The organism is Sphingomonas sp. PP-CE-1A-559 (assembly GCF_004340965.1).
Taxonomy (GTDB): domain Bacteria; phylum Pseudomonadota; class Alphaproteobacteria; order Sphingomonadales; family Sphingomonadaceae; genus Sphingomonas.
In genome coordinates this window covers 165,151-180,146 of the sequence record NZ_SLYA01000002.1, presented here as the reverse complement: position 1 = coordinate 180,146, position 14,996 = coordinate 165,151, and the positions used below count along the sequence as shown (strand labels likewise).

Annotated in this window: 12 protein-coding genes; 3 read left to right on the top strand and 9 right to left on the bottom strand. The window is 66.5% G+C overall.

Annotated features, from left to right (window positions below):
• Window positions 1-211: 211 nt before the first annotated feature.
• The 7 genes from C8J42_RS06285 to C8J42_RS06255 all read right to left on the bottom strand — a co-directional run bounded on the left by C8J42_RS06285 (window position 212) and on the right by C8J42_RS06255 (window position 6,315).
• Complete coding sequence (locus C8J42_RS06285) at window positions 212-565, bottom strand: iron-sulfur cluster assembly accessory protein (RefSeq protein WP_133019349.1); 354 nt, start codon at window positions 563-565, stop codon at window positions 212-214.
• A gap of 112 nt (window positions 566-677) precedes the next feature.
• A complete protein-coding gene (locus C8J42_RS06280; RefSeq protein ID WP_056057670.1) occupies window positions 678-1,139 on the bottom strand; it encodes an SUF system Fe-S cluster assembly protein in 462 nt (153 codons plus the stop codon).
• A complete protein-coding gene (locus C8J42_RS06275) occupies window positions 1,136-2,350 on the bottom strand; it encodes a cysteine desulfurase (RefSeq protein ID WP_133019348.1) in 1,215 nt (404 codons plus the stop codon). Before C8J42_RS06275 ends, C8J42_RS06280 begins: the two co-directional genes overlap by 4 nt.
• Window positions 2,347-3,420, bottom strand: a complete 1,074-nt coding sequence (locus tag C8J42_RS06270) for a SufD family Fe-S cluster assembly protein (RefSeq protein WP_133019922.1) — start codon at window positions 3,418-3,420, stop codon at window positions 2,347-2,349. The genes C8J42_RS06275 and C8J42_RS06270 overlap by 4 nt, the downstream gene beginning before the upstream one ends.
• 2 nt (window positions 3,421-3,422) lie before the next feature.
• Complete coding sequence (sufC, locus tag C8J42_RS06265) at window positions 3,423-4,166, bottom strand: Fe-S cluster assembly ATPase SufC (protein ID WP_056057662.1); 744 nt, start codon at window positions 4,164-4,166, stop codon at window positions 3,423-3,425.
• A 99-nt stretch (window positions 4,167-4,265) separates the two neighbouring features.
• Window positions 4,266-5,756, bottom strand: a complete 1,491-nt coding sequence (gene sufB, locus C8J42_RS06260) for a Fe-S cluster assembly protein SufB (RefSeq protein WP_060523826.1) — start codon at window positions 5,754-5,756, stop codon at window positions 4,266-4,268.
• A 130-nt stretch (window positions 5,757-5,886) separates the two neighbouring features.
• Window positions 5,887-6,315, bottom strand: a complete 429-nt coding sequence (locus tag C8J42_RS06255) for an SUF system Fe-S cluster assembly regulator (protein ID WP_056057656.1) — start codon at window positions 6,313-6,315, stop codon at window positions 5,887-5,889.
• A gap of 298 nt (window positions 6,316-6,613) precedes the next feature.
• Between C8J42_RS06255 and C8J42_RS06250 the strand changes: the two genes are divergently transcribed.
• From C8J42_RS06250 to C8J42_RS06240, 3 genes are all read left to right on the top strand, one after another.
• Window positions 6,614-7,693, top strand: coding sequence for a quinone-dependent dihydroorotate dehydrogenase (locus tag C8J42_RS06250; protein ID WP_133019347.1), 1,080 nt, complete (start codon window positions 6,614-6,616; stop codon window positions 7,691-7,693).
• Window positions 7,694-7,874: 181 nt separating this feature from the next.
• The gene (gene ggt / locus C8J42_RS06245; RefSeq protein ID WP_133019346.1) at window positions 7,875-9,617 is read left to right on the top strand and encodes a gamma-glutamyltransferase; all 1,743 of its coding nucleotides are present in this window, start codon (window positions 7,875-7,877) and stop codon (window positions 9,615-9,617) included.
• A 163-nt stretch (window positions 9,618-9,780) separates the two neighbouring features.
• Entirely contained in the window at window positions 9,781-11,568 is a 1,788-nt protein-coding gene (locus tag C8J42_RS06240; RefSeq protein WP_133019345.1) for an AMP-dependent synthetase/ligase, read from the top strand.
• A gap of 110 nt (window positions 11,569-11,678) precedes the next feature.
• Here the strand turns inward: C8J42_RS06240 and C8J42_RS06235 are convergent, their stop codons facing one another.
• Both C8J42_RS06235 and C8J42_RS06230 read right to left on the bottom strand, forming a co-directional pair.
• On the bottom strand, window positions 11,679-11,966 hold the full coding sequence (locus C8J42_RS06235; protein ID WP_347812400.1) for a DUF559 domain-containing protein: 288 nt from the start codon (window positions 11,964-11,966) through the stop codon (window positions 11,679-11,681).
• An 86-nt stretch (window positions 11,967-12,052) separates the two neighbouring features.
• Window positions 12,053-14,965, bottom strand: a complete 2,913-nt coding sequence (locus tag C8J42_RS06230) for a M16 family metallopeptidase (protein ID WP_133019344.1) — start codon at window positions 14,963-14,965, stop codon at window positions 12,053-12,055.
• Between the last annotated feature and the right edge of the window lie 31 nt (window positions 14,966-14,996).

Genomic DNA, 14,996 nt, shown 5'->3' with positions numbered 1-14,996 from the left:
GGCGGAGGCCGGGGTCCAGTTGGCAATGTCATCGTGACCATGCGCAGCGCAATGTCAGCAGCGTTTTTCAACTGGGCCCCGGCCTTCGCCGGGGTGGTAGAAGAGGAGCCGAAATCGAACGGCAGTCTGCTAGTCCTTGTTCTCCCGCGAAGGCGGGAGCCCAGTCTGGGTCCCCGCCTTCGCGGGGAAACACGTTACCTTACGGCAACTCTCAGACCGTGAAGCTTTCCCCACACCCGCAAGCTCCCTTGGCGTTCGGGTTCTGGAACACGAAGCCGGCGGTGAAGTCGTCCTCGACCCAATCCATAGTCGACCCGATCAGGTACAAAATCGACCCGCCGTCGACGAACAGGGTCCCCCCCGGCGTATCGATCCGCTCGTCGAAAGGCTTGGCCTCGGTGACGTAGTCGACCGAATAGGCCAGCCCGGAACAGCCGCGCTTGGGCGTCGAAAGTTTAACGCCGATCGCATCTTCCGGAGCACGCGCCATCAGGTCCGCAATCCGCGCGAGCGCCGTCGCCGTGAGGTTCAGCGCCGCCGGCCGTGCTCGCAATGTCGTCGCCATCATCAATTCCTTCTGCTCCCCTCCCGCCTGCGGGAGGGGTCGGGGGAGGGCTTGAACAGCAGCGTTCCGCTCTCCCCTCCCCTAACCCCTCCCGCAAGCGGAAGGGGAATGATTACAGCATGCCCAGCTCTAACTTAGCCTCGTCCGACATCTTCTGCGGATCCCAAGGCGGATCCCAGACCAGGTTCACTTCCGCGAACCCGACCCCCGGCACCGACCCGACCCGCATCTCGACCTCGGCCGGCATCGACTCCGCGACCGGACAGTTCGGCGTGGTCAGCGTCATCGCCACCACCGCGTGCCCGTCCTCGGTCACTTCGACGCCGTAGATCAGCCCCAGGTCATAGATATTCACCGGGATCTCGGGATCATAGATCTCCTTCAGCGCGTCGATGATCGCATCGTACACCGCGCCACCGGGCTCGCCGGGCGAATCCACCTGCGGCTTCTGCGCCAGGAACCCCGCGAGATAATCCCGCTTGCGCTCCGCGTCGGAGTCCGTCTCCATCACCACCCGCGCCTTGGGCGGCGATGCGACGGCATCCACTTCCTCGATCTCGAACCGATCGCTCATTTGAAGATCCTCGTTACTCGCTCGATGCCGCGCACTAGCGCCTCGACGTCCGCCGGCCCGTTATACACGCCGAAGCTCGCGCGTGCCGTCGCCTCGACGCCCAGCGCCTCCATCAACGGCTGCGCGCAGTGATGGCCGGCACGGATCGCGACGCGCTCCTCGTCCAATATGGTGCCGATGTCGTGCGGATGAACCCCCAGAATCGTTAAGCTCACGATCCCCGCCGAGTCCGCCGGGCCGTACAGGCGCACCGAATTGATCCCCGACAGCGCCTCGCGCGTCGCCGTCACCAGCGCGGTCTCATGCGCGTGGATCGCGTCGAGCCCGATGCTCTCGACATAGTCGATCGCCGCATGCAGCCCCAATGCCCCGACGATATGCGGCGTCCCCGCCTCGAACCGTCCCGGCGGCGGCGCGTAAGTGGTCTTGGCGAACGACACCTTGTCGATCATCGACCCGCCACCCTGGTACGGCGGCATCGCGTCGAGCAATTCCGGCTTCGCCCACAGCACGCCGATCCCGGTCGGACCGTACAGCTTGTGCCCGGAGAACACGTAGAAATCGCAGCCGATCGTCTTCACGTCGACCGTAATCCGCGGCACCGATTGGCACCCGTCGAGCAGGATTTTCGCGCCGACCGAATGCGCGATCTCGGTCGCGCGCTTGGCGTCGAGCACCGAGCCGAGCACGTTCGAGACATGCCCGAGCGCGACCAGCTTGTGCGCCGGCGTGATCATCCGCTCCATCGCGTCGAGATCGATGCGGTGGTCGGGCGTCAAAGGCAACACGTCGATCGCGACGCCGCGCGCTTCCGCGACCATCTGCCACGGCACGATGTTCGAGTGATGCTCGAGCATGGAGAGCAGAATGCGATCGCCCGCCTTCAACTGCGTTCCGGCCCAGCACTGCGCGACAAGATTAATCGCCTCGGTAGCACCGCGCACGAACACGATCTCATCAGGCGAACCCGCACCGATGAACCGCGCGACGGCCTTACGCGCCGCCTCATACGCGACCGTCATGTCAGCGGACCGCTGGTACACGCCGCGGTGCACGGTGGCGTAGGTCTCGCCATACGCGCGCGTGATCGCATCGACCACCACCTGCGGCTTCTGCGCAGTCGCAGCGGTATCGAGATACGCCCAACCCTCGGGGATCGCGGGGAAATCCGACAGGCGATCCAGGGGACGAACGTCGGCGATCACACTCACAACGCCCGCTCCAGCCACGCATCGGCGTCCGCCACGAAAGCCTCGCGCACCGTATCGTCCGCGATCTGGACGAACGCATCGCCGACGAACGCGCGCGTGAGCAGCGCCTGCGCCTTGGCGTGCGGGATGCCGCGGCTCTGCATGTAGAACAGCGCGCGCTGATCGAGCTCGCCGACCGTCGCGCCGTGTGCGCACTTCACGTCGTCCGCGAAAATTTCCAGCTCGGGCTTCAGGTTGACCGTGGCGGTGCGCTGCAACAGCAACCCGCGCAACGACTGCACGCCGTCGGTCTTCTGCGCATCGCGCGCCACCTCAACCCGCGCCGCAAGGCTCGCCGTCGATTTGTCCGCGGCGACCGCACGCCAGATCTGCTTGCTCTGCCCGTTCAGCGCCGCGTGCCGCACCGACACCGCACATTCCTGCCGCTGGCCATGCCGCGTCAGCAACGCGCCACCATATTCGGCAAACGCATCGTCGCCCGTCACCGTCACGGACCCATCGATCCGCGTCCCGGCATCGCCCGCGCCAAGCACCGTCACGATCAAGCTCGCCTCCGCGCCGATCTCGACCTCGTCGCGCAACGACACGAAGCCGTTCGCCTGAAGCAGCCGCACCGCGCGCGTCAGCTTCGCACCCTTGCCAAGCATCATCCGCGTCGACCGGTTCGACCAGCCAGCCCCGACATACGTCTCGACCACCGAAGCGCTCGCGCCATCGGCCAGCACGATCTCCGCCGGAAGCTGGTTCTCACCACCGGTCGCGATGTGGACGATCTGGAGAAGCTCAACGCCGGCGTTCGCCTCGACTCGTATCGACCAACCGCTACCCGTGGTGCGACGACCAAGCGCATGCTCGCCGCCATTGATCGCCGTCATTGTGACATGGCGCAGATCGCTCCGACTCTGATCCAGCACGCCATCGACGAACAGCGCACGCGCACCCGGCAGGTCCATAAACCACGCATCGGCGTCCAGCGCGGCGCCGCGCGGCAGTCCAGCCGCCGCCGCGATCGCCGCCGGATCACCCCAGCGCCACGATTCCTCTCGCGTCGAGGGAAGGTCGAGCAGCATCGTCACGCGGCGATCCCCACATAGCCTTCGCTCTCGAGCTGCTTGGCGAGATCCTTGCCGCCCGAGCGGACGATCTTGCCGTCCGCCAGCACATGGACGAAGTCCGGCTCCACATAATCCAGCAACCGCTGGTAGTGCGTGATCAGCAGCACCGCCTTGTCGGGCGCGCGCATGATGCGGTTGATGCCGTCGCCGACGACGCGCAGCGCATCGATGTCCAGCCCCGAATCGGTCTCGTCGAGGATCGCGAACTTCGGGTTGACGATGCCCATCTGGACCATCTCGTTGCGCTTCTTCTCGCCACCCGAAAAGCCGACGTTCACCGGCCGCTTGAGCATGTCGTAATCCATGCCGAGCAGATCCGCCTGCCCACGCGCGAGCTTCAGAAACTCGCCGCCCGACAAGGGCTTCTCGTCCCGCGTCGCACGCTGGGCGTTGAGTGCCTCGCGCAGGAACTGGACGTTCGACACGCCGGGGATCTCGACCGGATACTGGAAGCCGAGGAACACGCCCGCCGCAGCGCGCTCATGCGCCTCCAGCTCCAGCAGGTCGACGCCGTCGAACGTCACCGAGCCGGCGGTGACCTCATAGCCGGGCCGCCCGCCGAGCACATAGCCCAGCGTCGACTTGCCCGCGCCGTTCGGCCCCATGATCGCGTGCACCTCGCCCGCGTTCACGGTGAGGGATAGGCCCTTGAGGATTTCCTTGCCGTCGATCTCGGCGTGGAGGTTTTCAATTTTCAGCATCGAATGTAGCCCAATTCCAAATCTCTAAAATGCGCGGCGCCGACTGCCCCAACCCCATCCCGTCATTCCTGCGAAGGTGGGAATGACGGGAGGAAAGGGTCACCCCACGGAGCCTTCCAACGAAATCCCCAGCAGCTTCTGCGCTTCCACCGCGAACTCCATCGGCAATTGCTGCAGAACCTCCCGCGCAAAGCCATTGACGATCAGCGCCACCGCCGCCTCCTGGTCCAGCCCGCGCGACATCGCGTAGAACAGCTGGTCCTCGGAGATCTTCGACGTCGTCGCCTCGTGCTCGATCTGCGCGGACGGATTGCGGACCTCGATATACGGCACGGTATGCGCGCCGCACTGGTCGCCCAGCAGCAGGCTGTCGCACTGCGTGAAATTCCGCACACCCTCCGCGGTCGGCGCGACGCGCACCAGCCCGCGATAGGTGTTGTCCGAACGCCCCGCCGAAATCCCCTTCGACACGATCGTCGATCGCGTGTTCTTGCCGAGGTGGATCATCTTCGTGCCGGTATCGGCCTGCTGGCGGTTGTTCGTCACCGCCACCGAATAGAACTCGCCGACCGAGCCATCGCCAAGCAGCACGCACGAGGGGTATTTCCACGTGATCGCGCTGCCGGTCTCGACCTGGGTCCAGCTGACCTTCGAGTTCTTGCCCTGGCAGAGCGCACGCTTGGTGACGAAATTGTAGATCCCGCCGACACCGTTCTCGTCGCCCGGATACCAGTTCTGCACGGTCGAGTATTTGATCTCGGCATCGTCGAGCACGACCAGTTCGACCACCGCGGCATGCAGCTGGTTCTCGTCGCGCATTGGCGCGGTGCAGCCCTCGAGATACGAGACGTACGACCCCTTGTCCGCGACGATCAGCGTTCGTTCGAACTGCCCGGTATTCTCCGCGTTGATGCGGAAGTACGTCGACAGCTCCATCGGGCAGCGCACGCCCTCCGGGATGTAGACGAACGTGCCGTCGGAGAAGACCGCCGAGTTCAGCGTCGCGAAATAGTTATCGCGCTGCGGCACGACCTTACCGAGCCACTTGCGGACGAGCTCGGGATACTCCTTGATCGCCTCGGAGATCGAGCGGAAGATCACGCCCGCGGCCTCCAGCTCCTTGCGGAACGTGGTCGCGACCGAGACGCTGTCGAACACCGCATCCACCGCGACGCGACGCTTGGGCGTGCCGTCCTCGTTCAGCGGATCCTCGACCACGCCCGCCAGCATCTTCTGCTCGCCGATCGGAATGCCGAGCTTCTCGTAGACGCGCAGGATTTCCGGATCGACCTCGTCGAGCGACCCGAGCTTCGGCTTCGCCTTGGGCTCCGCGTAATAATACGCGTCCTGGTAATCGATCGGCGGCACGTTGAGCTTCGACCAGTCGGGCGCCTCCATCGTCTGCCACAACGCGAACGCCTTCAGCCGCCAATCGAGCATCCACTGCGGCTCGCCCTTCTTGGCGGAAATGAAGCGCACCGTGTCTTCCGACAGACCCTTCGGCGCGAATTCCTGTTCGATGTCCGAGGAGAAACCCCACTCGTACGTCTTGTTCGCGGCGGCGTAAGCCTCAGCGTTCCGGGTAGCCATTATCTGTCCTCGGCCGCAAAGCGGCTCTCTAAAATCTCCGCGTCTCCGCGTCTCCGCGTGAACAAAACTGATTCACGCGGAGACGCGGAGACGCGGAGGAAAAGGTGAAGCGCTGCGCGCGATGTGTTCTTCATGCGGGCACCTGTAAAACCGGGGTTTGCGAGAGGCTGGCGAGCGACACGCCGGCAAGCGCACCGCGGACCGCGCCGTTGACGGCGTTCCAGTGCGGCTTCACTTTGCACGTCTGCTCAACACAGCAATCCTGCGATGCACCATCGACGCACGACGTCAGCGCGATCGGCCCTTCGACCGCCTCGATGATGTCGGCGAGCGAGATCATCGCGGGAGGGCGCGACAGGCGAAAGCCGCCACCGGTGCCGCGCGTGCTCTCGATCAACCCGGCCGCGGACAGCCGGCTCACCAGCTTCTGCACGGTAGGAAGCGGCACGCCGGTCTCTTCCGCCAGCAGCGTCGCGTTCAGCCGCGCGATACCGCCGCAATGACGCGCCGCGGCGCTCATCATCACGACCGCATAGTCGGCTAGGCTGGAAAGACGCATGGTGGCTTTGGAGTCCAATCGGACCGATATGATCCGATTGGTCAAATGGGCTTTGTGCAGTGCATCGTCAACCCGCCGAGGGGTGCTAACGACTCGCAACTGAGCGCTGGTTTTGTGTGTCGTGGATGACCCGAAAGCTTGACTTCCCCCCTCCCTGGAAGGGAGGGGTCGGGGGTGGGTCGGCTGCTGACGTCAGGGAGCACGAGCCAACGGACCAACCCACCCCCAGCCCCTCCCTTCCGGGCAGGGGAGCAAGAATGACCCTTCCCGACAGGTGGAAGGAGCAAGGACGACGCGCATGGCCTTCTACCACCCGATCCTCTTCCGTCTCGACGCCGAGCGCGCGCATACCCTCACCATCGCCGCGCTCGGCGCATGGGGGAAGGCCGGCACGCCACTCGCCCCCAGCGTACCGCGGCTCGCGACGACCGTGGCGGGGATCGCCTTCCCCAACCCGGTCGGCTTGGCGGCAGGGGTCGACAAGGACGGCCGCGCGATCGACGGCTTCTTCGGCTTGGGCTTCGGCAGCGTCGAGATCGGCACGCTCACGCCGCTCGCGCAGCCCGGCAACCCCAAGCCCCGCATCTTCCGCCTCCCCGAAGACCGTGCAGTCATCAACCGCCTCGGCTTCAACAACGGCGGCTTGGACCCGGCCCTCTCCCGAGTATGTTCACCCGCGAAGGCGGGTGCCCAGTCTGGGCACCCGCCTTCGCGGGTGAACAAGGGGCCGGGCGGTGAAGGCGTTTTGGGCATCAACGTCGGCGCGAACAAGGACGCGAGCGATCGCGCCGCCGACTACGTCCACGGCGTAACCCGAGCCGCCCCCCACGCCGACTACATCACCATAAACATCAGCTCCCCCAACACCCCCGGCCTCCGCGATCTCCAGCACGGTGCAGCCCTGCGCGATCTCCTAGCCGCATGCACCGCCGCTAAGGGCACGACGCCGATCTTCCTGAAGGTCGCCCCCGACCTCGAGCCCGCCGACATAGACGACATCGCCCGCGCCGCACTCGACAACCGCATCGACGCGCTGATCGTCAACAACACGACGATCTCCCGCCCCGGCCTGCGCTCGGCCAATGCCCAGGAAACCGGCGGCCTCTCCGGCGCGCCGCTCGTCCCGCTAGCCCGCCGACGCTTGTCGGATTTCCGCAAGGCGACCGGCGCAGCGATCCCCCTGATCTCGGTCGGCGGCGTGGACAGCGGCGCCGAAGCCTATGCCCGCCTCCGCGCCGGCGCGAGCCTCGTCCAGCTCTATACCGCGCTGGTGTACGAAGGCCCCGGCCTCCCCGCCCGCATCCTCCGCGAACTGGACGCGCTTTTGCAGCGAGACGGCTTCGCCACAGTCGCCGACGCGGTAGGGGTCGACGCCTAACGATCCTCCCCCGCCAGGGGAAGGTGGCTGGCTCTTGCCAGACGGAGGGGGCGGAAAGGGAAACCCCTGCTCCGTGTCCTCCCCCTCCGTCGCCTTCGGCGCCACCTCCCCCTATCGGGGGAGGATCGCAAGGTTGCGAGACGGGTTGCCTAGTATTCGAACCACGCTAGGCTCGCGCTCGATGAAGACCTCCCTCCTCGCGCTCGCCCTCCTCGTCCCCGTCGCCACCGCAGAGGCGCGCCAAGCCGTCCCCACCCCAGCAAAAGACCAAGGCATGGTCAGCGCCGCAGACCCGCGCGCAGCCGCCGCCGGCGTCGAGATCCTCCGCGCCGGCGGCAGCGCCACCGACGCCGCGATCGCGACGATGCTGGCGCTCAACGTCGTCGAGCCGCAAAGCTCCGGCATCGGCGGCGGCAGCTTCTGGATCTCCCACGCGGCCGGCGGCGCGCTCAGCACGATCGACGCGCGCGAAGAGGCCCCCGCCGCCGCCGACGCACGCTGGTTCTACGCGCCCGACGGCACGCCGCTCAGCCACAGCGACGCGGTCCCCGGCGGTCGCAGCGTCGGCATCCCTGGCGCGCTCCGCGGCATGGCGCTCGCGCACCGCGCGTCGGGCAAGCTCCCCTGGTCGCAACTGTTCGCCCCCGCGATCCGGCTCGCGACCAACGGCTTCAAGGCCTCCCCCCGCCTCGTCAACGGCATGACCGCCTATGGCGACCACATCACCCCAGAGACGCGCAAGCTGTTCTCAGCCCCCGACGGCTCGCCGGTCGCGATCGGCGCGGTCATCAAGAACCCCCAGCAAGCCGCCCTCCTCCAGCGCATCGCCACCCAGGGCCCCGACAGCTTCTACGTCGGCCCGCAGGCGCAGAAGATCGTCACCGCGGTCAACACCGCCGCGCGCAATCCGTCGAAGATGACGCTAGGCGACCTCGCCAGCTACGACGCCAAGTCGCGCCCGCCGGTCTGCGTCAAATACCGCGTCTACCGCGTCTGCGGGATGGGCCCGCCCTCGTCTGGCGGCATCACCGTGCTGATGATCCTGAAGCAGCTCGAACGCTTCGACATGGCCAAGCTCGGCAAGGACAGCGCGCAGGCCTGGCACCTGTTCGCCGAATCCTCGCGCCTCGCCTATGCCGACCGCGACCTGTACGTCGGAGATCCCGACTTCGTCCGCGTGCCGGTGCAGGGCATGCTCGACACGAAGTATCTCGCGTCGCGCTCCGCACTGATCTCCCCTACGAAGACGATGGCGACCGTCATCGCCGGGTCGCCTCCCGGAGCCCCCGCACGCACCCGAGCCCCGGTCAGCGAGGTCCCCGGCACTACCGACATCGCCACCGTCGACGCGCTTGGCAACGTCGTCGAAGTGACCACCACCGTCGAGGGCTATTTCGGCTCCGGCATCACCGTCGACGGTACGGTCCTCAACAACCAGCTCACCGACTTCGACATCGTCCCCGTCAAGGACGGCGCCCTCGTCGCCAACCGCGTCGAGGGTGGCAAGCGCCCACGCAGTTCGATGAGCCCGACGATCGTCTACGGCCCCGACGGAAAGGTCCGCCTCGCAGTCGGGGCAGCAGGCGGCTCGACGATCATCGCGCAGGTCGCCAAGGCGATCATCGGCGTGGTCGACTGGAAACTGTCCGCCCAGGACTCGATCGCACTCGGGCTGCTGTACGCGCCGGGCCACGTTGCCGCGGCGGAAAAGGGCACCGAGCGCGAGGCGATGGTCCCCGCGTTGCAGGCGCTAGGCGAGACCGTACAGGTCGCAGCACTGGGCCTGAAGGCGAACGCGATCGAACGCGTAGGGGACAAATGGGTCGGCGCGGCAGACCCCCGTAGCGAGGGTGTCGCGATCGCGGAGGACGGTACCGTCACCAAGATCCAGCGCGTCGGCGCTCTCCAACGCGCACCGGAATAAGCCGCGTTCTGCCCCCTTGTTCTCCCGCGAAGGCGGGAGCCCAGTCTGGGTCCCCGCCTTCGCGGGGAAACAAGGTTGGAGCGTGACACCCCACCGGGCTATACCACCCCAAAGATCGAGCACCCCCGCCAAGGCAAGCTCGCAGAGCAGTTCAGGAGAGACAATGGCCCGCCAGCTCGAACGCTTCCCGAACCTCGTCACGATGTTCTTCGCGCGCGCCGCCGAAAAAGGCGACACGCCGTTCCTTTGGACCAAGACGAGCGGCACGTGGGTCGCGACAAGCTGGGCCGAGGCGGCGCGCCAGGTCGCGAGCCTCGCCACCGCACTCACCGCAATCGGCCTGAAGCGCGGCGACCGCGTCATGCTCGTCGCCGAGAACCGGCCGGAATGGTGCCTCAGCGACCTCGCGATCATGGCGGCCGGCTGCGTGACGGTACCGACCTACGTCACCAACACCGAACGCGATCACCTCCACATCATCGAGAACGCCGGCGCGTGTGCGATCATCGTCTCGACCGCCAAGCTGGCAAAGACGCTGCTCCCCGCGGTCATCCGCTCGAACCAGGCGCAGACGGTGATCGGGTTCGAGGACATGAAGGTCCCCGCCGGAATCGACTTCCACAACTGGCACGCGCTGATCGCCGCGCACCAGACCGCGCCCGAGACCGCCGCTGCGCGCGCCGACTTCGAACGCGAGGACCTCGCCTGCATCATCTACACCTCGGGCACCGGCGGCGCGCCACGCGGCGTGATGCAGCACCACGGCGCGATCCTCCACAATTGCGCCGGCTGCGCGTCCGTCATCTCGGAGGATTTCGGCTGGGACGACGAGGTCTTCCTCTCGTTCCTGCCCTTGAGCCACGCTTATGAACACACCGGCGGCCAGCATTTCCCGATCTCGCTCGGCGGCCAAATCTACTACGCGGAAGGCCTCGAAAAGCTCGCCGCGAACATCGAGGAAACGCGCCCGACGATCATGTTCGTCGTCCCGCGCCTGTTCGAGGTCCTCCGCACGCGCATCTCGAAGACCATCGAGAAACAGGGCGGCGCCTCGGCGTATCTCCTGCGCCAAGCCCTCGACATCGGCGGCAAACGCTATGCCGGCCGCCTCCGCCTGATCGACCGCCCGATGCAGGCGGCCGTCGCCACGCTCTTCAAGCCCAAGATATCGAAGAAGTTCGGTGGCCGCTTGAAGGCGATGATCTCGGGTGGCGCTCCGCTCAATCCCGAGGTCGGCCTGTTCTTCGAAGCACTCGGCCTCACCTTCCTGCAAGGCTATGGCCAGACCGAGGCCGCTCCCGTCATCTCGTGCAACCGCCCCAAGGCCGGCGTCCGGATGGACTCGGTCGGCCCCGCGCTCAACGACACCGAGGTCCGCATCGCGGAGGATGGCGAGATCCTAGTCCGCGGCGAACTCGTCATGCACGGCTATTGGCGCAACGACGCAGAGACGGCCAAGGTGCTGAAGGACGGCTGGCTCCACACCGGCGACATCGGCGAGATCGACGACCGCGGCCGGATCCGCATCACCGATCGCAAGAAGGACCTGATCATCAACGACAAGGGCGAGAATGTCGCCCCGCAAAAGGTCGAGGGGATGCTGACGCTCCAGCCCGAGATCGCGCAGGCGATGATTGCCGGCGACAAGCGGCCGTATATGGTGGCGCTGATCGTGCCCGATCCGGAGTGGACGCAGGAATGGTGCGCAAAGAACGGCGACGCGTGCAGCTTCACCCGGCTGGCGGAGAACAGCGAGTTCCGCACGGCGATCGGCCATGCGGTCGAACGTGTGAACAAGGACCTGACGGTCACGGAGCGGGTGCGGCGGTTCGTGCTTGCGGATGGTCCGTTCACGATCGAGAACGAGCAACTGACGCCGAGTTTGAAGATCCGCCGCCACGTCCTGAAACAGGCCTACGGCGAGAGACTGGACGCGCTGTACAAAAGCTGAGCGCCCGGCTGCCTATCTGCTCCCCTCCCTGAAAGGGAGGGGTCGGGGGTGGGTAGGCCCGTGAGTCCCACCGACCTTCGCCAAGATCACCTCGGCGACGCCATCCGGGTTTATAGAACGTCAGAATTCCAGAACCGGATCACGCGCCACCCGAGTCCTTCAAGGAAAGCAGTTCGCTCGATATCTGACTGCGAGCCAATATGCTGGCTTCCATCGAACTCGATTGCCAGCTTCACACTGCGACAGGCGAGATCGATGATGCAGTGCCCGACCACGAACTGCCGCGTGAAGCGGGGGCGGACACCGCTCAGCCTGTGCCAAATCAGACGCTCGGTCTCCGTCGCATGCGTCCGCAACGAGCGAGCGCGGATAGTCATCAAAGGTACGACGCGGGCCATACGCGACAGGCTGGCCGATCGTGTTACGGACGGCAACCCACCCCCGCCCCCTCCCTTTCAGGGAGGGGAGCAGAAGGAAGGTCCGGCTACTTCTTCGCCGAACTCGCAGCCGGCACCACGGCCATCGTCCAATCCTTCTCCGGCCGCAGATACTTCGCCGCCGTCGCCTGCAACTCCACCGGCGTGGTGGCCACCAGATCCGAAGCGATCCGCTGCGTCGCCGCGATCCGCCGCGGATCGAACGTCGCGCCGCCGAGCTGCTGCAACCAGAACTGGTTCCCGGTCGACGCGCGCAGGATATACTGCCCCATCGGCTTCTTGATCCGGTCCAGCTCGTCCGCCGCGATCGGCGTCGACACCAGTTCCGCCGCGATCTGCCGCGCGATCTGGAAGAAGAACGACACCTTGTCCGGCGCGACCTGCCCGATCGCGACCATCCGCCCACCGGTGTTCATGCCCACCGGCCACTGGCTCGACACGTTGGGGCTGTAGCTCGCACCCGCCGCCTGCCGGAGCCGCTCGAACAGGCGGTCGCTGAACACCTGCGCCAGCACGTCGAGACGCCGCGCCTCGACGATGTTGTCGATCCCTCCGCCGGTCGGCCACGCGATCACCGCTGCCGCCTGATTCTCGGGGCCGGTATGCGCGCGCATCACCGGCGTCGCGTTGTGCGCGGGGAAGCCGACCGGCGCTCCGACCGTCGACACCGCCGTCCGCGGCTTCATCGCCCCGAACGACTTCGCCACCGCTGCGATCGCGTCCTCGGTCTTCACGTCGCCGAAGATCGAGACCTCGATCGGTCCGGTCTTCAGGATCGGCTCCCAGAACGCGCGGAAGTCCTTCGCACTCAGCGCCTCGACAGTAGGCTTCGACGGCGTCCCCCAACGCGGATCGCCTGCCCGCAGCAGACCTTCGAGATCGCGCGACAACACGCCGTCGGGCGATGAATCATACCCGGCGAACCCCGCCAGCGCCGCCACACGAGCGCGCGCCACCGGCGCCGGATCCCAAGCCGGGAACGCGAGCTTGGCGGCCATGAGCCGCAACTGATCCGCATAATCCGCCGGCGATGTGATCGCGCTCAGCGTGAACGCATCGTCGTCGATCCCGAAGTCGAGCCCGATCCGACGCCCCGCGGTCAGCTGGTCGAGATCGCCCTGGTCGAGCTTGCCGATACCACCCGCCACCAGAGCGAGATCACCCGCCCACGCCGGCGTCGGCCGGTTCGACGGGATCGCAGTATAGCCGCCACCGAACCGCACGCGCACATACACACGCCCTGTCTCGCCCGCGTTCGGGAAGAGCAGCACGCGCGTGCCGTTAGCGAAGTTCACCTGCTCCATGTCGAACGCGGCGATCTTCTCGCGGCTCGCGACGGCGCCCGGCTTGCCGAGCGACGCCAGCTTCGAGAAATCGACCGCGGCCTGCGCGCGGCGCTTGCCGGCCAAGCCCGATACGTCAGCCTTCAACGCAGTCGCCAGCTTCGCCGCAGCCCCCGCATCCGGCGTCTGCGTATTCACTAGCGCCCGGGTCGCGGTCCCCTCGAAGATCGCCTTGCTCGACGCGAGCAGCGTGGCGGGCGTGAACATGCCCTTCGCCTTGGCGTCCTGCAAAATCTTGTACGACGTCTCCGGCCCAGCCACCGTCTCGCGGATGTCGAGCGCGCCGACCATGTCGTCCGCCTGCTTCGACCCGGCCTCGACCTTCGCCGTCTCGACGCTGGTCCGCATGATCGTGTCGAAATCGGCATATTCGCGGTCGACTTCGGCCTGGCTCGGCGCGTTGGTCTGCGCGTCGGCGATCACCGCGCGGACGTCCTTCAACGCCGCTTCCCAGTCGGTCCCGATCGGCACGATGTTGACGCTGGTCAGGTTCGCCGAGCGCGAGACGTCGTCGATCGACACGCCTGCCTGCAGGAAACTCCCGCCCGCGCGCGCCCGCGTCTCCAGCCGCCGACTGATCAGCCGCGTCGCGAGCACATCGACCAGCCGCTTCTGGTTCATGATCGCGGTGTCGTCCTTATACTCCCAAGGCCGCACCACGCCGAGCGTCACCACCGCCGGAATCGCAGGCTCGGCAATCGTCGCGGAGACCGGCGCCTTCGGATCGGGCTTGCCGAAGCTGGGCGCGGGCACGACCGGGCCGATCCCCTTCCAGTCCGCGAAATTCTTGACGATCAACCGCCCGAACAGCGCCGGATCCATGTCGCCCGAGATGATGACGACGGTGTTCTCCGGCCGATACCAGCGATCGTGGAAGGCCTTCACCGTAGCACCAGTGGCGGCCTCCAGCGTCTTGATGTTGCCGATCGGCGAGCGATCCGCGAGCGGCTGCCCTGCGAAGAACGTCGCGCGGATCGCATCGCCGAACCGCACCTGTGGCCCCGGCTGCTCGCGCTGTTCGGCTAGCACGACCGGCCGCTCGGCGGTGACGGAAGCGTCGGTAATGACCGGCTTCTCCATCATCCCCGACATGATCTTCAGGCTCTCGTCGAGGCCGGACTCGGTCGCCGACGGAAGATCGAGCTTGAACGTGGTCGAGGTTGGCGTCGTCTGCGCATTCGTATCCGACCCGAATGTCGCCCCGAACCGCTGCCACACGCGCTTGGCCTCACCGTCCGGCACGTATTCGGAACCGCGGAACGACAGATGCTCGATGAAATGCGCGAACCCGCGTTCGCTGTCGGTCTCGTTCAGCGAGCCCGCGTCGATCCGCACGCGCACCGACACCTGGCCCGGTGGCACGCCGTTCTTGCGCACCGCGAACCGCATGCCGTTGGGCAACGTGCCGAACTTCCACTCCGGATCCCGCGTGAGATCGCTGCCCTTGTAGAGCCACGCGGTCGTATCGATTCCCGGTAGCTCGGGAAGCGTCGGCGCTTCCTTTGCAGGGGTAGATACGGCCTGCTGCGTCGCCATCTGGCCGCTCGCCGGAATGGCGAGGCCGAGGATGACGGGGATGAGGACGGGAGCGCGGTACAAGCGCGAAAAGGACACCATGGTTCACCTGTAGCGGTCGCGGGCGTCGCTC